Genomic DNA, 18389 nt, shown 5'->3' on the forward strand with positions numbered 1-18389 from the left:
GGAAGATCCCCTCCGCACGCCCAAACCGGCCCATTGAAACCGCGCCAGCGCCCCAAGACGCCGCCACTATGGCCTTATCGTGGCCGCGGCGGGTCGCCGCAGCCTCGTCCTCACGGGAACGTGCGCCTGGTCACCCGTGCGATCTCCTCACATCGCCTCGTAGTTCGGGCCGCCGCCGCCCTCCGGGGGAACCCAGGTGATGTTGCCGTTGGGATCCTTCACGTCACAGGTCTTGCAGTGAACGCAGTTCTGGGCGTTGATCTGGAAGCGCGGGCCGGAGCCCTCCTCGATCCATTCATAGACGCCAGCCGGGCAATAGCGGTTCGAGGGGCCGGCATAGACGTCGTGCTCGGACGTCTTCTGGAGGTTCATGTCCGTGACCTTCAGATGGATCGGCTGGTCCTCCTCGTGATTGGTGTTGGACAAAAACACCGAGGACAGCTTGTCGAACGTGATCTTGCCGTCGGGCTTCGGGTAGTTCCTGGGCGCGTGGCTCTTGGCCGAATCGAGCGTGGCGCGGTCGGGCTTGACGTGCGACTGCGTGCCAAACAGTGAGGCGCCGAACAGCGTATTGCACCACATGTCGAAGCCGCCCAGCGCGACGCCGAGCACGGTGCCGAACTTCGACCACAATGGCTTGACGTTGCGGACCAGGAACAGGTCCTTGCCGACCGATGAGGAACGCCAGGCGTTCTCGTATTCGACGAGCTCGTCATTGGCGCGGTCGGCGGCGAGCGCGGCCGCAACATGTTGGGCAGCCAGCATGCCGGTGCCCATCGCATTGTGCACGCCCTTGATGCGCGGCACGTTGACGAAGCCGGCCGCGCAGCCGATCAGCGCGCCGCCGGGGAAGCTCAGCTTCGGCACCGACTGATAGCCGCCCTCGGTGATCGCGCGCGCGCCGTAGGCGAGCCGCTTGGCGCCTTCGAAGGTGCCGCGGATCGAGGGATGGGTCTTGAAGCGCTGGAATTCGTCGAATGGGGACAGATAGGGATCGTCGTAGTTCAGATGCACGACGAAGCCGACGGCGACGAGATTGTCGTCGTAGTGATAAAGGAACGAGCCGCCACCGGTCTTGAGGTCAAGCGGCCAGCCGAATGAATGCTGGATCAAGCCCTTCTGGTGCTTGGCGGGATCGATCTGCCAGACCTCCTTGAGGCCGATGCCGAACTTCGGCGGCTCGCTCTTGGCGTCGAGCGCGAACTTGTTGATGAGCTGCTTGGTCAGGCTGCCGCGGGCGCCTTCGGCGAACAGCGTGTACTTGCCGAGCAATTCCATGCCGCGGGTGAAGGAATCCTTCGGCTTGCCGTCGCGGCCGATGCCCATGTCGCCGGTGGCGATGCCCTTGACCTTGCCCTCCTCGTCATAGAGCACCTCGGCCGCCGCAAAGCCCGGATAGATCTCGACGCCAAGCGCCTCGGCCTTGCGCGCCAGCCAGCGGCAGACATTGCCGAGCGAGCCGATGTAGCAGTGATGATTGTTCATCAGCGGCGGCATCATGAAATTCGGCAGCTTGATCGCGCCGCCGCCGGTCATCCAGTAGAAGCGGTCGTCCTTGACCTGCGTCTTCAGCGGGCAGTCGGCATCCTCGCGCCAGTCCGGGATCAGCTTGTCGAGGCCCGCGGGATCGATCACGGCGCCCGAGAGGATGTGCGCACCAACCTCGGAGCCCTTCTCCACCACGACGACGTTGAGCTCGGCGTTGAGCTGCTTGAGCCGGATCGCGGCCGACAGACCCGACGGGCCGGCGCCGACGATGACGACGTCGAATTCCATGGATTCGCGCGGGGGAAGTTCTTCGGTGCTCATCTGATCTCAGCCCTTGAGACGGTCCTTGGTCGTTTGCGCCCTCTTGTTTCCGATTTTTCCGGGTAGGACAACCTCGGAATCGCGTTCCGCCGGGATGCAAGGCCGCCCAAGGTGATATAAAAGTCAGACTTTGCCATGATCCCCGAACCCGCACCCACCGTCCGAGAGCTGCTCGCCTTCTATCTGGAGGCCGGTGTCGACTGCACGCTCGCGGAGGAACCGATAGACCGCCTGGCGGAAATCGATGCGCCGCCACCCAGCGCGCGCGCGGCCCCGCCAGCCGAAGCGCCGCGGCCGGTCGCCGCGCCCGCGGTCATGCGCGGCGAAGCCGCGCCTGCACCGGACGTCGCCATCGCCTCGGCACGCGAAGCCGCACGCACCGCGCCGACCCTGGAGGCGCTGCGCGAGCTGATGCAAAATTTCGAGGGCTGCGCGTTGAAGCACACCGCGACGCGACTCGTATTCGCCGACGGCAACCCGCAGGCGCGCATCATGTTCGTCGGCGAGGCGCCGGGCCGCGACGAGGACATCGAGGGACTGCCTTTCGTCGGGCGCAGCGGCAAGCTGCTCGATCTGATGATCGGAGCCATCGGCCTCAACCGCACCACCGCCTACATCGCCAACGTCATTCCCTGGCGGCCGCCCGGCAACCGCACGCCGACGCCGCAGGAGACGCAAATCTGCCTGCCCTTCATCCAGCGCCAGATCGAGCTGGTGAACCCCGACGTGCTGGTGACGCTCGGCAATCCTTCGACACAGACGCTGCTGTCGACGCGCGAAGGCATCATGCGCACGCGCGGGCGCTGGTTCGACTACGACACCGGCCAGCGGGTGATCCGCGCGCTGCCGACGTTTCACCCGGCCTACCTCTTGCGCTCGCCGGCCTACAAGCGGCTGGCCTGGCAGGATCTGCGGGCGATTGCGAAGGCGCTGGCGCAGGGCGCCGTGTAACGACGCCCACGCCGTCATTCCGGGGCTCGCGAAGCGAGAGCCCGGAATCCATCGAGCGGCAGAGTTGGTGGATGAATGGATTCCGGGCTCGCGGCTTCGCCGCGCCCCGGAATGACACCGACCTACGTCCCCTTCGGCCGCACGATGGCCCAGCCGACGCGCAACAGCTGCTGGCGGCCGGTCACCAGCCATTCGAAGGCGCGCGGGACTTCCGGCACGATGCCGGGAAAGCGCTTGAGGATCTCCGGCGGCGGCGTGCCCGCGGTATCGGAGGCGCGCCAGACCACGACGCCGCCGGTCTCGCTGAACTTGGTCTGGCTCATCCACGGCGTCCGCGCGGGGGCGGCGTCGATGAACAAATGCGGCCGGCCGGAATGCAGCGCGATCAGGCTGGCGAGCTGGGTCTCGCCGGCGACGGCGCGCAGGCGATGGTTGGTGCGGCGGGCGAAGCTCTCGTCGAAGAAGTCCGAGATCGCGCGCGCCGGCATCGAGGTCGCAATTTCGCTAGTGCCCGTCCAGGGCAGGAACAGGACGGCAAGCACCACGCCGGCGGCGGGCGCGGCAACGGCGGCGGCCCAGACCATGCGGAGCATGCGCGCGCGGCGCATCGCGATGAGATCGCCGGCCGCGACGACCACGGCGAGCCCCGTCATGATCAGCACGACGCCGGGGCCGCCGACGACGGAATCGAGCCCCAGCAGGCCGGAGATCAGCACTGCGCCGAGCGGCAGAGCGAACGCGAAGAAATAGACGAAGTTGCGCGCGAGCGGCTCGACCGGCGGGCGGTAGATGATCGGCGGCTCCTCGCCCTTGCCGGCGAACATTCCGGTGTTGAGAAAGGTCAGCGCCGGGATCGCCGCCGCCCCGAGCACGAGGCCGCCGAGCAGCCAGACCGCATGCAGCGCGCGGGCGTTGAGCTCGGCGACTGGCGGCAAGGCCGGCAGCGCCAGCGTCTCGGCCCGCATCAGAAAGACCGCATAGGGCAGCGCCAGCACGGCGACGACGATTAGCGCGAACAGCGGATCGAGCCCGCGCAGCGTCCGGCGGCCGCCGGCGGTCGTAACCGCGAAGACGACGATCAGCAGCAGCAGGAAGATCGCGGCGGGCGTCGTCAGCAGCAGGAGGCCGGCTTCGATCGACCAGGCGAACCAGGCATTACCGCGGCGCTGGCCGATGATCTGCCAGGAGTGCAGCAGCAAGAGCGCCCAGAGCGGCCGTGCCAGGATCAGCGGACCGAAGTCCAGCGCGGACGAGGAGAAGGCCAGCACCGTCATGGTCAGGAGCACGGCGAGCACCGCCTGCTGCGAGCCGACCACGGCACGGGAGAGATGATAGAGCGCGATGAAGGTCGCGATCTCGCAGAGCTGGGCGAGCACATAGACGCCGAGCATGTGGCCGCCGGCGGCGCGATAGGCGATGTCGGCGAGCCAGATGGCAAGCGGCGGGCCGAGATCGGTGCCGACCTGGTATTCCCTGCCGAAGGCCAGAAGGGTCGCGAGAGTGCCGGGCGGGCTGCGGTAGAACACCAGCGCCACGAACAGCCACATCGCAGCCTGCAGCAGCACCGCAATCCAAACGATCAGCCGCGGCCGGGCGCGAATGAGCTCGATGACCAGGGAGGTAAACCGCATGCAACGTCCGAAGGTGCAGCCAACCCGTCCAGCCGGCCCTATTCGCTCACGTCTGTTTTGATAAAGGGCGTCACGGGTTGTGGCAACCGCCGCAGTTCGTCATGCCCGGGCTTGTCCCGGGCATCCACGTTCTTCGTGCCGCTGGTAAGACGTGGGTGGCCGGGTCAAGCCCGGCCATGACGGATGGGAAAGCTGTAGGAGGATCGCTAGAGACTTACGGAAGCGTCGATCTCGACGCTCGCCTCGACCTGCACCTCGACCTCAGTCACCGAGAACAGGTCCTGCACCGGCTCGACGGTCCAGGGCATGTGCTTGGCGCGGGCGGCGGCGACGGGAGCGAAGAAGCTACGGTGGTGGATGGAAGGGCCGAGGCGATCAAGCGCGTCGAGATGCTCGGGGACGGCATAGCCCTTGTGCTGCTCGAAGCCGTAGCCCGGGCAGTCCTGCGCCAGTGCGCACATCAAGCGATCCCGGGTGACCTTGGCGACGATGGAGGCCGCGGCGATCGACAGCACGATACCGTCGCCGCCGATCACGGCCTCGCAGTCGCATGCGGTGTCGAGCCGGTCGCGGCCGTCGACGAAGACGTGCCTGGGCGCCTCGGGCAGGGCCACCACGGCGCGCTTCAGCGCCCACAGCGAGGCGCGCAGGATGTTGTCGCGGTCGATTCGCGCCGGCGAGGCGACGGCGACCGAGACCTGCGCGGTGGCGCAGATCTTGTCGAACAGCTTTTCGCGCTCCTCGGCGGTCAGGCGCTTGGAATCGTCGATGCCGCGCGGAATGCGGTCGGGATCGAGAATCACCGCGGCGGCCACCACGGGACCTGCGAGCGGGCCGCGGCCGGCCTCGTCACAGCCCGCGACCGGCCAGACGCCCCGCTTGATCAGCGCGCGCTCGCGGCGGAAGCTCGGGGGAGCAACGGCGATGATGCCCTTCTTGCCGGCAGGAACCTTCGCAGCATCGGCCGCAGATATCTTTGCCGCCTTGGCGGGCACAGCCTTCGGCGCGGCCTTTTTCTTCGGCGCGGCTTTGGCTGGGGTCTTGGCGGAGGGGTCCCGAATCATGGCCGGGATCGTGCGCCAGGGGGCTTCGCCAGCGCAACCGGGAACCCACGATATTCCCGTTATTCAGGCCGCCCGCCCTACTCCGCCAGATGCACCCGCCGGTCCTCGCCCACCTCGATGCCGGGTGCGACCACGACTTCCCAGACATGTGCATCGGGATCGGCAAAATAGCCGCAATAGCCGCCGTAATCGGTCGCGTGCGCCGCCTTCAGCAAGGTGGCCCCCTTCTCGACGGCGAATGCCAGCACCTCGTCGACCTCCTCGCGGGTCACGCAATTCCAGGCAAGCGTCATGCCGCGAAAGGTCGTGGGCCTCGGCTGGTCCTCCGAGGACGCGTCTGCGGCGAGCCGATCCCAGTGATAAAGCGCTAGCACCGGACCGCCGGTGTCGTAGAACGCAACCGCCTCGCCGGTCTCCTTCAGCCGGCGCGAGAAACCGAGCGCGTCGTAGAAGGCGATGCTGGCGCGGATGTCGTTCACACCGAGCGTGATGACGGTCAGCCGCGGCACCGGCACCGCGAGTTCCTTGAGCATGCGACACCTCTTGCACGTGTCCGCTCAAAACAGGCTGAGCTGATCACCGTTCCGCTTCGGCCGCGCAAAGTGATCAATGGTCAGCTTGGAGCGCCGCTTGTTGAGGCCGAGCCTCTCGCAGGCGATCTCGAAGCGGCGGCCGATGGTCCAAGCCATCGGTCCGGTGCCCTTCATCCGCTCGCCCCATTTGGCGTCGTAGTCGCGCCCGCCCCGCATGTCGCGGATCAGGGTGAAGACGTGACGATAGCGGTCCGGATAGTTCGCCATCAGCCATTCGCGGAAGAGATCGCGCACCTCCAGTGGCAGCCGCAGCAGCACATAGGCAGCCTCCTTGACCCCGGCATGGGCGGCGGCGTCGAGGATGCGCTCGATCTCGGAATCGTTCAGCGCAGGGATCACGGGCGCGACCATCACCGTGGTGGGAATGCCGGCGTCCGAGAGCTGCTTCAGCGCCTCCAGCCGTTTCGGCGGCGTCGAGGCCCGCGGCTCCATCGTGCGCGCCAGCTTCGGATCGAGCGAGGTGACCGAGATCGCGACCTTGGCGAGGTTGCGCTTGGCCATCCGCTGGAGAATGTCGATGTCGCGCAGCACCAGCGCCGACTTGGTGACGATGCCGACGGGATGCCCTGCGCGCTCCAGCACTTCCAAAATGCCGCGCATGATCTTGCGCTCGCGCTCGATCGGCTGGTAGGGATCGGTGTTGGTGCCGATCGCGATCATCCGCGGCTCGTAGCCGGGAGCCGCAAGCTCCTTCTCGAGCAGCGAAGGCGCCTCGGGCTTCACGAACAGTTTTGACTCGAAGTCGAGCCCCGGCGACAGGCCGAGATAGGCGTGGGTCGGCCGCGCGAAGCAATAGACGCAGCCGTGCTCGCAGCCGCGATAGGGATTGATCGAGCGGTCGAAACCGATGTCGGGGGAATCGTTGCGTGTGATCACCTTGCGCGAGGTGTCGACGGCGACACTCGTCTTGAACGGCGGCAGCTCGTCGAGGCTCTGCCAGCCGTCGTCGAAAGCGACCCGCGCCTCGGCCTCGTAACGGCCGCTGGCGTTGGACTGCGCGCCCCGCCCTCGCCGTCGCGCGCGGTCGATGGCGACGCCAAGCTCGGGGAAATCTGAAGGCGCACCCGCCGGCTCGGAGGGCGCCGTGACCGGCGGGTGCTTGAGAGCATGAGAGGATGCTGGACTCATGCAGCCAAGATAGCACGACATAGGAACAAATCAAGAACACAAACCAAAAACGTGAAAACAACCCCATGCACAGTAGAGCTGCCCAAACTTCGCGCGCCTGCCTTTGACCTCACGCAACACAGCCGTCACGACCATCCCGTTTCATGCCCGACGGATCGATCGCCCCGGAACCGGGTTGGTGACGATCGCGAAGTGAAGGTCGGCAGGAACATGACAATCCAACAAAAAACGGCCGAAGCGAGCAGCGACCTCGATCTGCTCGATCGCTATTGGCGCGCCGCCAACTACCTCTCGGTCGGGCAAATCTACCTGCTCGACAATCCGCTGCTGCGCGAGCCGCTGCGGCCCGAGCACATCAAGCCGCGTCTGCTCGGACATTGGGGCACGACGCCGGGGCTGAACTTCATCTATGCCCATCTCAACCGCGTCATCCGCGCGCTCGATGTCAGCGTGATCTATGTCTGCGGTCCCGGCCATGGCGGTCCGGGCATGGTCGCCAACACCTATCTCGAAGGCAGCTACAGCGACATCTATCCCGAGATCGCGCGCGATGCGGATGGATTGCGCAAGCTGTTTCGGCAGTTCTCCTTCCCCGGCGGCATCCCGAGCCACGCGGCGCCGGAAACGCCGGGCTCGATCCACGAGGGCGGCGAGCTCGGCTATGCGCTGGTGCACGCCTATGGCGCCGCATTCGACAACCCGGATTTGATTGTCGCCTGCGTGGTCGGCGACGGCGAGGCCGAGACCGGGCCGCTCGCTGCGTCCTGGCACTCCAACAAGTTCCTGAACCCTGCCCATGACGGGGCGGTGCTGCCGATCCTGCATCTCAACGGCTACAAGATCGCGGGCCCCACCGTGCTCGGACGGATGCAGGACGCGGAGATCCGCGACCTCTTCCGCGGGTTCGGCCACGAGCCGCTGTTCGTCAGCGGCGACGATCCCAAATTGATGCACCAGGCCATGGCCGATGCGCTCGACGTTGCATTCGCCAGCATCCGCTCGATCCAGCAACATGCCCGCGACGGCCGCACAACCGTCGAGCGGCCGCGCTGGCCGATGATCGTGCTGCGCAGCCCCAAGGGCTGGACCGGCCCGAAGGAGGTCGACGGCAAGAAGGTGGAGGGCTTCTGGCGCGCGCATCAGGTGCCAGTCGCAGGCTGCCGCGAGAACCCGGAGCATCTCAAGGTGCTCGAAGACTGGATGCGCAGTTACGAGCCGGAAAAGCTGTTCGATGGCAACGGCGCGCTCGTTGCCGAGCTTCAGGCGCTTGCGCCCGAAGGCGTCAGGCGCATGGGCGCCAATCCGCATGCCAATGGCGGCGTGCTGAAGAAGGAGCTGAAGCTGCCCGACTTCCGCAGCTTCGCGATCGAGGTGACGCAGCCCGGCGAAGTCGTTGCGGAAGCGACGCGCGAGCTCGGCAAATTCCTGCGCGATGTCATCCGCCTCAACGCGAAGGAGCGCAACTTCCGCATCATGGGCCCGGACGAGACGGCATCGAACCGGCTCGACGCCGTGTTCGAAGCCACCGAACGCGTCTGGATGGAGCCCACCGAGCCTTACGACGTGCACCTCGCCCAGGACGGCCGCGTCATGGAGGTGCTGAGCGAGCATCTCTGCCAGGGCTGGCTGGAGGGCTATCTGCTCACCGGACGGCACGGCTTCTTCTCCTGCTACGAGGCCTTCATCCACATCGTGGATTCCATGTTCAACCAACACGCCAAATGGCTGAAGGTGACGCGGGAGCTGCCGTGGCGGCGTCCGATCGCCTCGCTCAATTATCTGCTGACCTCGCATGTCTGGCGCCAGGACCATAACGGCTTCAGCCATCAGGACCCCGGTTTCGTCGATCTCGTCGCCAACAAGAAGGCCGACATCGTCCGCATCTACTTCCCGCCGGACGCCAATACGCTGCTGTGGATCGCCGACCACTGCCTGCGGACCTATAACCGCATCAACGTAATCGTCGCCGGCAAGCAGCCAGCGCCGCAATGGCTGTCGATGCAGGACGCGGCGACGCATTGCGATGCCGGCATCGGCATCTGGACCTGGGCGGGCACGGAGGACGGAAAGGGCGAGCCCGACGTCGTCATGGCCTGCGCCGGCGACGTGCCGACGCTGGAGACGCTCGCTGCCGTCGACCTCCTACGCAAGGCGCTGCCGGACTTGAAGATCCGCGTCGTCAACGTCGTCGACCTCATGACGCTGCAGCCGAGGGAGCAGCATCCGCACGGCCTGTCCGACCGCGACTTCGACAGCCTGTTCACGCGCGACAAGCCTGTGATCTTTGCCTATCACGGCTATCCCTATCTCATTCACCGGCTGACGTATAATCGCACCAACCATGCCGGCATGCATGTGCGCGGCTTTGCCGAGGAGGGCACCACGACGACGCCCTTCGACATGGTCGTGCTCAACGAACTCGACCGCTACCACCTCGCGATCGAGGCGATCGAACGCGTGCCGGGACTGGCGACCAAGGCCGCTCAGGTGAAGCAGCAATTCCGCGACAGACTGATCGAACACTCCCGTTATGTCCGCGAGCACGGTGAAGACATGCCTGAGATTCGTGACTGGGTCTGGCAAAACAGCGCCGGCGGCAACACGCCGGCCGAGGCCGGCGATTAGCGATGTCGGACACGGTCCTCGTCCTCAACGCGGGATCGTCGAGCATCAAGTTCGGCCTGTTCGATGTCGCGGCGGCCGAGCCTGCCCTGCTCTGCAAGGGCCTGCTCGACGAGCACGAGGCCAAACCCCGGCTGGTGGTGAAGGGCCCCACGGGCGAAGACCTGTTCGAGACAAGCAATCAGGCGCCTGACGGAGCCCGCGGCCATCTGTTCGCGGACGTGCTCACCTTCATCGAGGACCGGTTCGGTGGACGCAGCCTGCGGGCCATCGGCCATCGCATCGTCCACGGCGGGCCGGATTATTCAGGCCCGGAGGTCCTGACAGACGACATCATTGCGAAACTGGAGGCCTTGACGCCGCTGGCGCCGCTGCACCAGCCGCGCTGCCTCGCGCCGGTGCGCACACTGGCGGCGATCCGGCCCGGGCTGACGCAGATCGCGTGTTTCGACACCGCCTTCCATCACGGCCTCGCGCCGCCGGCGAGCCGCTTCGCCATTCCCCGGCGATTCGAGGCGCGTGGGATCAGGCGCTACGGCTTTCACGGCCTCTCGTTCGAATATGTCGCGGGACGCCTGGCCGAGGTCGCGCCGGAGCTCGTGGCCAAGCGCACTGTCATCGCGCATCTCGGCAATGGCGCCAGCCTCTGCGCCCTGCGCGATGGCCACAGCATCGACACCACGATGGGGCTGACGCCGCTCGACGGCCTCGTGATGGGCACGCGCTGCGGTGCGATCGATCCGGGCGTGCTGCTCTATCTGCAACAGCACGAGAACATGTCGGTCGAGAATGTCCAGCACCTGCTCTATCACGAGTCAGGCCTGTTCGGCGTCTCAGGGATATCCGCCGACATGCGCACGCTGCTGGCGAGCCGCGAGGCTGCGGCGCGTGAGGCCGTCGACCTCTTCACGTTCCGTGCGGCGCAGCAGGTCGCGATGATGGCGACCACGCTCGGCGGCCTGGACTGCCTGATCTTCACCGGTAGCATCGGCGAGCACGCCAAGGAGATCCGCGGCGCGATCGGCGAGCGTCTCGCCTGGATGGGCGCGCGCATCGACGCCGCAAGCAACGATGCCGCGCGCGAGCGCATCAACGGCAACGACAGCATGGTCGAGGTCTTCGTCATCCCCACCAACGAAGAGATGATGATCGCGCGCCATTGCGCGGCTCTGATCTAGGGCGTTATCCCGTTGCGAAAACACCCTCTCCGCAAGCGGGAGAGGGAGTGCACTCACGTTATAGCAATCAAACCTGATCTCATCATGCTTAGTGACCGCGGCCGGTCAGGAGCTGAAAAGTCCCCATCGCGACCTCGATCAGGATCAGCACCACGACGGCGATCTCCAGGCGGAGCGAGCGCTGGGTGTCGATGATATCGGTCAGCGCGTTGGCGGTCTCCGACACCGCGGCAAGCTTGCGCTCGAGCGTGTCGAGGCGCTCCTTCAGTTCGTATTCGTCCTCCAGGCGCGAATAGAGCCGGTCGAGCTCGGGCTTCTCCCAGAGCACGTCGGGCTTCTCGGCGACCGCGACGCGGCCGGCGACCCGCTGCTGCACCAGCAGCGCGTTGCCGATCAATTGCAGGATGCCCTTGCGCCGTTGCGGCGTGCGACCGCGCTCGGCGAGCTCCCGTGCAAACGGCTCGATCACGTCGAACACCGCGGCGACGCGGCGCTCATCGCGCGCCAGCGACGTGCTTTTGGCGAGTGCGTCCGCAACCAGCAGCAGCCGGTCGTCGGAGAACTTGGCGAGGCAGATCGGCCCGCCCGGCTGGATCGTCTCGCCGGCTTCCTCGTTGCAGAGCTGCGCCTGCGCGATCTCCTCCTCGTAGGGGCTGAACTCTCCGGTCACGCGCGATCTCAGGTTGTCGACGAGGACCTTCTCCTCCGACGGCAACAGCCCGATCAGCACGACGACGCCGTAGCGAAAGATCACGGCAAGGCCGGCATGAACGCGGAAGGCGGCCGGCGTCGAGGACACCAGCGTGCCGATCTCGAGGCCAGACGCGTTGATGCGGTCGCCCAGCATCAGCGCCCGGATCCGCAAGGTCGGCGCGCCCTCCTGCTTCGGCGATGTTGGCGCGGTGCCAACGGCGAGGTGATCGGCGTTCATGCAAGGTCTCTCCCGGGCAGCGAAACGTCGCCACGAAGCATTCGGGGTTAATACCGTCAGGATCGGCTTGTGCCGAAACATTCGGCAATATTACCAGCCCGCGCCTGGCACATCTGGCCGCGATGAACTCGCGGCAGTTTACCATCGCACGCCGAAGCCCCTTCCGAAAGTTGCACTCGGCAGCGCGACGGGTTTATGACAACATCATGCAACGCTACGCTTCTCCCGAAGTGCGGAAACTGAAGCCTCAATCATGCTGAGCGTCATCATTCCGACCGAAGGTGTCGAGCAGACGGCGGTCGCAACCCTGGCCGCGCTAGTGCCCGGCGCCACAGCCGGCGTAATCCGGGAAGTGCTTCTGGTCGACGGCACGCGCAACGGCGTCATCGAGCGCGTTGCCGACGTCGCGGGCTGCCGTTTCATCGGCTTCGAAGGGCATTCGCAAGGCGCTGCGCTCGCTGCCGGCGCGCGCCAGGCCCGATCGCCCTGGCTGATGTTCCTGCCTGCCGGCGCGGTGCTGGAAACGGGCTGGATCGAGGAAACGACCCAGTTCATCCAAGCCGTCGCCACCAGCGGCCGGGATCGTGCCGCGGTGTTCCGCTATGCCCGCTCGCCTTACGCAAATACCGCAGTGCGCGACGTTCTCTGGGCGGTGGCGCGCAGGCTCGTCGGTCCGCTCGGCGATCAAGGGCTGCTGATCGCGCGCGATCATTACGACCGGATCGGCGGCTACCCGCCCCACGCCCGGCATTCCGAGGCGCGGCTGCTCCGGCGGCTCGGCCGGTCGTCCCGGACCATGCTGCGCAGCCGGATTGTCATGGTCGGCTGAAGCGCCGAGATACTTGCCAACGTCAATCAATTAATTGACAATGGCAAATATCGAGGTGATCCCATGCTATCGAAAGCTTTGCCGTCAAGCGCCGTGGCCGAACAGGCTGCCGACGACCACGTCGCAGCGGTTCGCGCCTTCAACCGCTTCTACACCCGCAAGCTCGGTGTGCTCGACCAGCACCTCGGCAAGAGTCCGTTCTCGCTCAGCGAGGCACGGGTGCTCTACGAGCTCGCCCATCGCGACGACCTTGCCGCAAAAGAGATCGGACACGAGCTCGGTCTCGATCCCGGCTATCTCAGCCGCATCGTCCAGAGCTTCGACGAGAAGGGGCTGATCACGCGAAAGCCGCTGCCCGCGGACCGCAGGCAGTACCAGCTCAGCCTGACCGCCAAAGGCCGGCAGGCTTTCGCCAAGCTGAACCTGGACTCGCAAAACGAGGTCGCCGCGATGCTGGCTCAGCTTTCGCCTGGCGATGCGACCCGGCTCACGCAGGCGATGGCCACGATCGAGGCCGTGCTGGAGCAACGCCGAAGCTCGCCCGCCTCTTTCATGCTGCGCAGCCATCGCGTCGGCGACATGGGCTGGGTGATCTCCCGCCAGGGCGCCGCCTATGCTGCGGACTACAATTGGGACATCAGTTACGAGGCGCTGGTCGCCGAGATCTGCGCACAGTTCATCAGGAATTACGACGCCGCGCGCGAGCACTGCTGGATCGCGGAGGTCGGTGGCGAGCCGGTCGGCTCGGTGTTCCTGGTCAAGGCCACGGACGAGATCGCCAAACTCCGCCTGTTGCAGGTTGAGAAGAAAGCACGGGGCCTCGGCGTCGGCCGCGCCCTCGTCGAGCAATGCATCCAGGGCGCCCGCGAGCGCGGCTACAGCAAGATGACGCTGTGGACGCAGAGCATTTTGGTGGCTGCGCGCGGGATTTATCAAAGCGCGGGATTCAAGCTGGTCGCGACGGAGCCGCATCACAGCTTCGGTGCCGACCTGGTCGGCGAGACGTGGGAGCTGGATCTCTGATCTCGCAGCGAGCGAGATGCGCGTTGCTGCGCCCTCTCCCCTTGCGAGAGAGGGCATATCAACTAGCAAACGCAAGCTCGCTTGGGTGAGGGGTATGTCTCCACAAGCATTGGTGCGCGCGGAGAGAACCCCTCATCCGGCGCTTCGCGCCACCTTCTCCCACAAGGGGTGAAGGGAAGAAAAGCAAGAACTCACACCGTCGCGCCCTGCGCCTTCGGCCGGCGCAGATGCTCGTCCAGCCGCGGCATGATCTCGACGAAATTGCAGGGGCGCGTGCGGTAGTCGAGCTGAGCCGCCAGGATGCCGTCCCAGCCGTCGCGGCAGGCGCCGGGCGAGCCCGGCAGGCAGAAGATGTAGGTCGCGCCCGCGACGCCCGCGGTGGCGCGACTCTGGATCGTCGACGCCCCGATCTTGGCGTGGCTCAGCATGTGGAAGGCGATCGAGAAGCCGTCCATGCGCTTCTCGAACAGCGGCTCGATCGCCTCGGGCGTGACGTCGCGCCCGGTAAAGCCGGTGCCGCCGGTGGTGATGACGACGTCGATGCCGCTATCGGCGATCCAGCGGCGGATCACAGCGCGGATCGCCTCGACATCATCGGTGACGATCTCGCGCGCGGCAAGATGATGACCCGCAGCGGTGAGACGATCGGCGAGGGTCTGACCGGACTTGTCGTCCGCAAGCGCGCGCGTGTCGGACACCGTGAGCACCGCAATGTTGAGCGGGATGAATTGTTTGGATTCGTCGATGGAGGCCATTCTTCACCCTCGCTCGTCTTTCCGGGGCTGACGCGTTACAACGCCCCCGCACCGAACGTGTTGCAGGCCTGGACCGTGCCCTGCTGGTACCCGATCATGAACCATTGCTTGCGCTGCGCCGCCGAGCCGTGGGTGAAGGAGTCGGGTACCACACGGCCGGTGGCCTGGCGTTGCAGCGTGTCGTCGCCGATCGCGCTTGCCGTGGTCAGCGCGGCCTCGATGTCGCCGGGCTCGAGGAAGTTCGGACGCTTCTTCGCCTCACGGTTGACCCAGACGCCGGACAGACAATCGGCCTGCAACTCCACCTTGACCTGGAGCGCATTGGCCTCGGCCTTCGAGCCGACCTGCTGCTGCAGCCGCGTCACGCGCGGAATGATGCCGAGCAGGTTCTGGATGTGATGGCCGACCTCGTGCGCGATGATGTAGGCGGTGGTGAAATTGCACGCCGACTTGCCGGAGCAGCCGCGAAAGCGGGTCTCGACCTCGCGGAAGAAGGCGGTGTCGAGGAAGATGGTCCGATCGGGCGGACAATAGAACGGCCCCATGGCCGACTGCGCCATGCCGCAGCGGCCGCCATTGGTGGCGTTGCGGAACAGCACGATCTTCGGACCGGTGTACGACTGGCCGTTGGCCTGGAAGATCTCGCTCCAGCGATCGTCGAGCTCGCCGAGGATGCCGGAGATCATGCTGCCCATCTCGTCGGTCGGCGCGCCGCGCTTGCCGGAGGAGGCCTGACGATCGGTCTGATAGGTCGGCGCATGGCCGCCGCCGGAGAGGATCTCGGCGCCGCCGATCAGGATGCGGGGATCGATGCCGAAGGCGTAGCCGACCAGGCCGAGGATGATGATGGTGCCGATGCCAAGCCCGCCACCGCCCATCGGCAGGCCGAACCCGCCGCCTCCACCGCCGCCAAAGCCACCACCTTCGTCGCGACGATCCTCGATGTCGTCGCTGCGGCGGAAGTCATCGTAGCGCATGGCGGCCTTTCCTCTGGGGTCCCTGATTCAAGTTTCGACGGCGCACAGAAACGCGAAAGCTCAACGCGCCACATACGTAAAATTTCCGTTGCTTTTATCAATATCGTGGCCGGCAAAAATTGCCTAGTGCGACAGCCTGTCGATGCCAGCAAATTTTTCCGAGGACCGAGCAGTTTTTTCCGAGAGAAATTTACAGCCTTTTTCCCGCCACGATCGCTCCAGCGAACCGCGCAAGTACGAAATGCACTGTAAAACAAGGCGAATGCGCGCAGCAATGTGTGCGCGAACGATGATGCGAGGAGCGCTCACGAAAGCGGCGGGTTAAGTCGATTTTTACTTTGCCCCTTCAATGTAACGGCCAGTCGGTTGTTTGGTCCCGCGTCGCCGACAGCGTCGCCTGAGTCAGAGTTCTTGAGTCATGGTAGAGTCGCGTCGCGGGGCGTCTGCAAGGGCGCCCCGCACAAATTTTGAGTCCCCTTCGCATCGCATCATCGTCGGCGATTGCGTCGCCGAGATGTCGAAGCTGCAGGCAGGCAGCGTCGACCTGGTGTTCGCCGATCCGCCCTACAATCTGCAGCTCAAGGGCGACCTCAAGCGTCCCGACGAATCCCATGTCGATGCCGTCAACGACGACTGGGACAAGTTCGATTCGTTTGCCGCCTACGACGACTTCACCCGCGCCTGGCTGCTCGCCGCACGCCGCGCCATGAAGCCGTCGGCGACGATCTGGGTGATCGGCTCCTATCACAACATCTTCCGCGTCGGCGCCATCATGCAGGACCTCGGCTTCTGGCTGCTGAACGACATCGTCTGGCGCAAGACCAATCCGATGCCGAATTTCCGCGGCCGCCGCTTCACCAACGCGCACGAAACCATGATCTGGGCCGCGCGTGACGAAAAAGCCAAGGGCTACACGTTCAACTACGAGGCGCTGAAAGCGGCCAACGAGGACGTGCAGGCGCGGTCCGACTGGCTGATCCCGCTCTGCACCGGCGAGGAGCGCCTCAAGGGCGCCGACGGCAAGAAAGTGCATCCGACGCAGAAGCCGGAAGGCCTGCTGGCGCGCGTGCTGCTGTCCTCGTCCAAGCCCGGCGATCTCGTCATCGACCCGTTCAACGGCACCGGCACCACCGGCGCGGTCGCCAAGCGCCTCGGCCGCTCCTATGTCGGCTTCGAGCGCGACAAGACCTACGCCAGGGCGGCCGAGGCGCGCATCGCCAAGGTCGAACCGTTGCCGGAAGAAAGCCTTGCCCCGTTCATGACCGCGCGCGAGGCGCCGCGCGTTGCGTTCTCCGAGCTGATCGAGCGCGGCATGATCATGCCCGGCACCAAGCTGTTCGACGCCAAGAAGAAGTTAGGGGCGCTGGTGCGCGCCGACGGCGCCATCATGCTTGGCGACAAGGTCGGCTCGATCCACCGGATCGGCGCGGTGGCGCAAGGCGCGCAGGCCTGCAACGGCTGGACCTTCTGGCACGTCGAGACCAAGAAGGGCCTCAAGCTGATCGACGAGCTCCGCGCCGAGATCCGCGCGGGAATGGCGGCGGAGTAGTTTCCTCTCCTAAGTCATTCCGGGACGCGCGCAAAGCGCGCGAGCCCGGAATCCATCCAACAGCGTCCCATGCCGCCCAATGGATTCCGGGCTCGCGCTTCGCGCGCCCCGGAATGACGTCCGCGTGAGTTGAAAGCCGCGCCAACCAGGACTAGACTCGCCCCCATCAGCCTCCGTCCTGACCGGCCTGCTCCCATGCGACGACAGTCCGAGACATTGCTGCTGGTGCCGCTGCTGCCGATCTTCCTGATCGGCATGTTTCCGATGTTCCTGATCGCGCTGCTCGGATTCTTCGGCCTGGCGCTGTTCGGTGTGCTCGTGATCTGCGTCGGGCTCGCCAGCAGCAACGAGGCGCACGATACTTTCAACCACGACGTCATCGTTCACGGCTATGCGCGCGGGTCGGAGCGCGCGGCGCGGGCCTCGGACATGCATCTCGCCGCGCGGCTCGGCCTGCGGCTGGAGGCCGTGGGCGCGGCCATGGTCGTCGCGGCGGCAATCGGCCTCTGTTACGCCGCCTGATCTGCGTACCGCGCAGACACCGCCCGGCAAACTCGCCGGTTGCTCTCTCGGGCGAGGTTCAGGCAAGACAGGCTCGCCCAACGAGGCCGCGGCCGCGCGCGGCAATATAGACACCGGGGAGATGCTTGATGCTCAAGTTCTATTTCAATGGATCACCGAACCCGACCAAGGTCGCGCTCTATCTCGAAGAATCCGGCCTGCCGTTCGAGCCGGTGAAGATCGACACCCGCAAGGGCGAGCAGTTCACGCCGGAATTCCTCAAGATCAATCCGAACGGCAAGGTGCCGGCGATCGACGATGGCGGCACCATCGTGTTCGATTCGAACGCCATCCTGCTCTATCTCGCCGAGAAGACCGGCAAATTCCTCCCAACCAACCGCGCCGAGCTCTTGTCCTGGCTGATGTTCGTCGCGAGCGGCGTCGGGCCGTTTTCGGGTCAGGCCGTGCACTTCAAGCATTTTGCGCCGAAGGACCAGAACCACGACTACGCCCATAACCGCTATCAGTACGAGACCGACCGCCACTACAAGATCCTCGACGCTCACCTGAAGGACCGCCGCTACATGGTCGGCGACAGCTATTCGATCGTCGACATGGCGCTGTGGGGCTGGGCGCGGATGGTGCCGTTCAAGCTCGGCGACGACGCCTTTGCGCGATACCCGAATGTGAAGCGGCTGGTCGACGAGATCTCGGCGCGCCCGGCGGCGGCGCGCGCGGTCGCCCTGAAGGACAAGTTCACCTTCAAGGCGGAGATGGACGACGAAGCGCGAGCCAACATGTTCAAGCACATGACCACCAAGGTGGCTTGATCGCGCCGCTGTTCGAGG

16 protein-coding genes are annotated in these 18389 nt (G+C 65.7%); 8 read left to right on the top strand and 8 right to left on the bottom strand.

Annotated elements, in window-relative coordinates; all coding sequences use genetic code 11:
• Window positions 1-147: 147 nt before the first annotated feature.
• Complete coding sequence (locus I6F33_RS15180) at window positions 148-1809, bottom strand: electron transfer flavoprotein-ubiquinone oxidoreductase (RefSeq protein ID WP_225143129.1); 1662 nt, start codon at window positions 1807-1809, stop codon at window positions 148-150.
• A 135-nt stretch (window positions 1810-1944) separates the two neighbouring features.
• Here I6F33_RS15180 and I6F33_RS15185 point away from each other — a divergent pair, with 135 nt between their 5' ends.
• Window positions 1945-2760 (top strand): uracil-DNA glycosylase family protein, encoded by an 816-nt coding sequence (locus I6F33_RS15185; protein ID WP_225143131.1) that lies wholly within the window; start codon window positions 1945-1947, stop codon window positions 2758-2760.
• 122 nt (window positions 2761-2882) lie between these two features.
• Here I6F33_RS15185 and I6F33_RS15190 read toward each other — a convergent pair whose 3' ends face one another.
• From I6F33_RS15190 to I6F33_RS15205, 4 genes are all read right to left on the bottom strand, one after another.
• Window positions 2883-4391: a glycosyltransferase family 39 protein gene (locus I6F33_RS15190; protein WP_225143132.1), complete on the bottom strand. Its 1509-nt coding sequence runs from the start codon at window positions 4389-4391 to the stop codon at window positions 2883-2885.
• A gap of 206 nt (window positions 4392-4597) precedes the next feature.
• Window positions 4598-5455, bottom strand: a complete 858-nt coding sequence (locus tag I6F33_RS15195; RefSeq protein ID WP_225143134.1) for a ribonuclease HII — start codon at window positions 5453-5455, stop codon at window positions 4598-4600.
• Between the two features lie 77 nt (window positions 5456-5532).
• A complete protein-coding gene (locus tag I6F33_RS15200) occupies window positions 5533-5988 on the bottom strand; it encodes a VOC family protein (RefSeq protein WP_225143136.1) in 456 nt (151 codons plus the stop codon).
• A gap of 24 nt (window positions 5989-6012) precedes the next feature.
• Window positions 6013-7176 (bottom strand): PA0069 family radical SAM protein, encoded by a 1164-nt coding sequence (locus tag I6F33_RS15205; protein WP_225114537.1) that lies wholly within the window; start codon window positions 7174-7176, stop codon window positions 6013-6015.
• 210 nt (window positions 7177-7386) lie between these two features.
• Here I6F33_RS15205 and I6F33_RS15210 point away from each other — a divergent pair, with 210 nt between their 5' ends.
• Both I6F33_RS15210 and I6F33_RS15215 read left to right on the top strand, forming a co-directional pair.
• On the top strand, window positions 7387-9801 hold the full coding sequence (locus tag I6F33_RS15210) for a phosphoketolase (RefSeq protein WP_225143138.1): 2415 nt from the start codon (window positions 7387-7389) through the stop codon (window positions 9799-9801).
• 2 nt (window positions 9802-9803) lie between these two features.
• Entirely contained in the window at window positions 9804-10976 is a 1173-nt protein-coding gene (locus I6F33_RS15215; protein WP_225143140.1) for an acetate/propionate family kinase, read from the top strand.
• An 88-nt stretch (window positions 10977-11064) separates the two neighbouring features.
• Here the strand turns inward: I6F33_RS15215 and I6F33_RS15220 are convergent, their stop codons facing one another.
• Complete coding sequence (locus I6F33_RS15220; RefSeq protein WP_225143143.1) at window positions 11065-11907, bottom strand: RMD1 family protein; 843 nt, start codon at window positions 11905-11907, stop codon at window positions 11065-11067.
• Window positions 11908-12160: 253 nt separating this feature from the next.
• On the opposite strand from I6F33_RS15220, the gene I6F33_RS15225 reads away from it, so the two are divergent.
• Complete coding sequence (locus I6F33_RS15225) at window positions 12161-12736, top strand: glycosyltransferase (protein WP_225127822.1); 576 nt, start codon at window positions 12161-12163, stop codon at window positions 12734-12736.
• A gap of 63 nt (window positions 12737-12799) precedes the next feature.
• A complete protein-coding gene (locus I6F33_RS15230) occupies window positions 12800-13759 on the top strand; it encodes a helix-turn-helix domain-containing GNAT family N-acetyltransferase (protein WP_225143145.1) in 960 nt (319 codons plus the stop codon).
• 191 nt (window positions 13760-13950) lie between these two features.
• On the opposite strand, the gene moaB is transcribed toward I6F33_RS15230, so the two are convergent.
• Together moaB and I6F33_RS15240 are read right to left on the bottom strand one after the other, a co-directional pair.
• The gene (moaB, locus tag I6F33_RS15235; RefSeq protein ID WP_036037229.1) at window positions 13951-14514 is read right to left on the bottom strand and encodes a molybdenum cofactor biosynthesis protein B; all 564 of its coding nucleotides are present in this window, start codon (window positions 14512-14514) and stop codon (window positions 13951-13953) included.
• Between the two features lie 35 nt (window positions 14515-14549).
• Complete coding sequence (locus I6F33_RS15240; protein ID WP_036006315.1) at window positions 14550-15491, bottom strand: neutral zinc metallopeptidase; 942 nt, start codon at window positions 15489-15491, stop codon at window positions 14550-14552.
• A 418-nt stretch (window positions 15492-15909) separates the two neighbouring features.
• On the opposite strand from I6F33_RS15240, the gene I6F33_RS15245 reads away from it, so the two are divergent.
• The 3 genes from I6F33_RS15245 to I6F33_RS15255 all read left to right on the top strand — a co-directional run bounded on the left by I6F33_RS15245 (window position 15910) and on the right by I6F33_RS15255 (window position 18371).
• Window positions 15910-17040: a site-specific DNA-methyltransferase gene (locus I6F33_RS15245; RefSeq protein WP_275970751.1), complete on the top strand. Its 1131-nt coding sequence runs from the start codon at window positions 15910-15912 to the stop codon at window positions 17038-17040.
• Between the two features lie 195 nt (window positions 17041-17235).
• Window positions 17236-17562: a hypothetical protein gene (locus I6F33_RS15250; RefSeq protein WP_036037226.1), complete on the top strand. Its 327-nt coding sequence runs from the start codon at window positions 17236-17238 to the stop codon at window positions 17560-17562.
• Between the two features lie 128 nt (window positions 17563-17690).
• The gene (locus I6F33_RS15255) at window positions 17691-18371 is read left to right on the top strand and encodes a glutathione S-transferase family protein (protein ID WP_225143147.1); all 681 of its coding nucleotides are present in this window, start codon (window positions 17691-17693) and stop codon (window positions 18369-18371) included.
• Window positions 18372-18389 lie beyond the last annotated feature (18 nt).

This window comes from Bradyrhizobium sp. BRP20 (assembly GCF_020194215.1).
GTDB lineage: Bacteria > Pseudomonadota > Alphaproteobacteria > Rhizobiales > Xanthobacteraceae > Bradyrhizobium > Bradyrhizobium yuanmingense.

What these genes read in the sequence shown, in the direction of transcription:
- I6F33_RS15180 (WP_225143129.1), bottom strand. Translation starts at nt 1,809, where the DNA reads ATGAGCACCGAAGAACTTCCCCCGCGCGAATCCATGGAATTCGACGTC.
- I6F33_RS15185 (WP_225143131.1), top strand. Translation starts at nt 1,945, where the DNA reads ATGATCCCCGAACCCGCACCCACCGTCCGAGAGCTGCTCGCCTTCTAT.
- I6F33_RS15190 (WP_225143132.1), bottom strand. Translation starts at nt 4,391, where the DNA reads ATGCGGTTTACCTCCCTGGTCATCGAGCTCATTCGCGCCCGGCCGCGG.
- I6F33_RS15195 (WP_225143134.1), bottom strand. Translation starts at nt 5,455, where the DNA reads ATGATTCGGGACCCCTCCGCCAAGACCCCAGCCAAAGCCGCGCCGAAG.
- I6F33_RS15200 (WP_225143136.1), bottom strand. Translation starts at nt 5,988, where the DNA reads ATGCTCAAGGAACTCGCGGTGCCGGTGCCGCGGCTGACCGTCATCACG.
- I6F33_RS15205 (WP_225114537.1), bottom strand. Translation starts at nt 7,176, where the DNA reads ATGAGTCCAGCATCCTCTCATGCTCTCAAGCACCCGCCGGTCACGGCG.
- I6F33_RS15210 (WP_225143138.1), top strand. Translation starts at nt 7,387, where the DNA reads ATGACAATCCAACAAAAAACGGCCGAAGCGAGCAGCGACCTCGATCTG.
- I6F33_RS15215 (WP_225143140.1), top strand. Translation starts at nt 9,804, where the DNA reads ATGTCGGACACGGTCCTCGTCCTCAACGCGGGATCGTCGAGCATCAAG.
- I6F33_RS15220 (WP_225143143.1), bottom strand. Translation starts at nt 11,907, where the DNA reads ATGAACGCCGATCACCTCGCCGTTGGCACCGCGCCAACATCGCCGAAG.
- I6F33_RS15225 (WP_225127822.1), top strand. Translation starts at nt 12,161, where the DNA reads ATGCTGAGCGTCATCATTCCGACCGAAGGTGTCGAGCAGACGGCGGTC.
- I6F33_RS15230 (WP_225143145.1), top strand. Translation starts at nt 12,800, where the DNA reads ATGCTATCGAAAGCTTTGCCGTCAAGCGCCGTGGCCGAACAGGCTGCC.
- moaB (WP_036037229.1), bottom strand. Translation starts at nt 14,514, where the DNA reads ATGGCCTCCATCGACGAATCCAAACAATTCATCCCGCTCAACATTGCG.
- I6F33_RS15240 (WP_036006315.1), bottom strand. Translation starts at nt 15,491, where the DNA reads ATGCGCTACGATGACTTCCGCCGCAGCGACGACATCGAGGATCGTCGC.
- I6F33_RS15245 (WP_275970751.1), top strand. Translation starts at nt 15,910, where the DNA reads ATGGTAGAGTCGCGTCGCGGGGCGTCTGCAAGGGCGCCCCGCACAAAT.
- I6F33_RS15250 (WP_036037226.1), top strand. Translation starts at nt 17,236, where the DNA reads ATGCGACGACAGTCCGAGACATTGCTGCTGGTGCCGCTGCTGCCGATC.
- I6F33_RS15255 (WP_225143147.1), top strand. Translation starts at nt 17,691, where the DNA reads ATGCTCAAGTTCTATTTCAATGGATCACCGAACCCGACCAAGGTCGCG.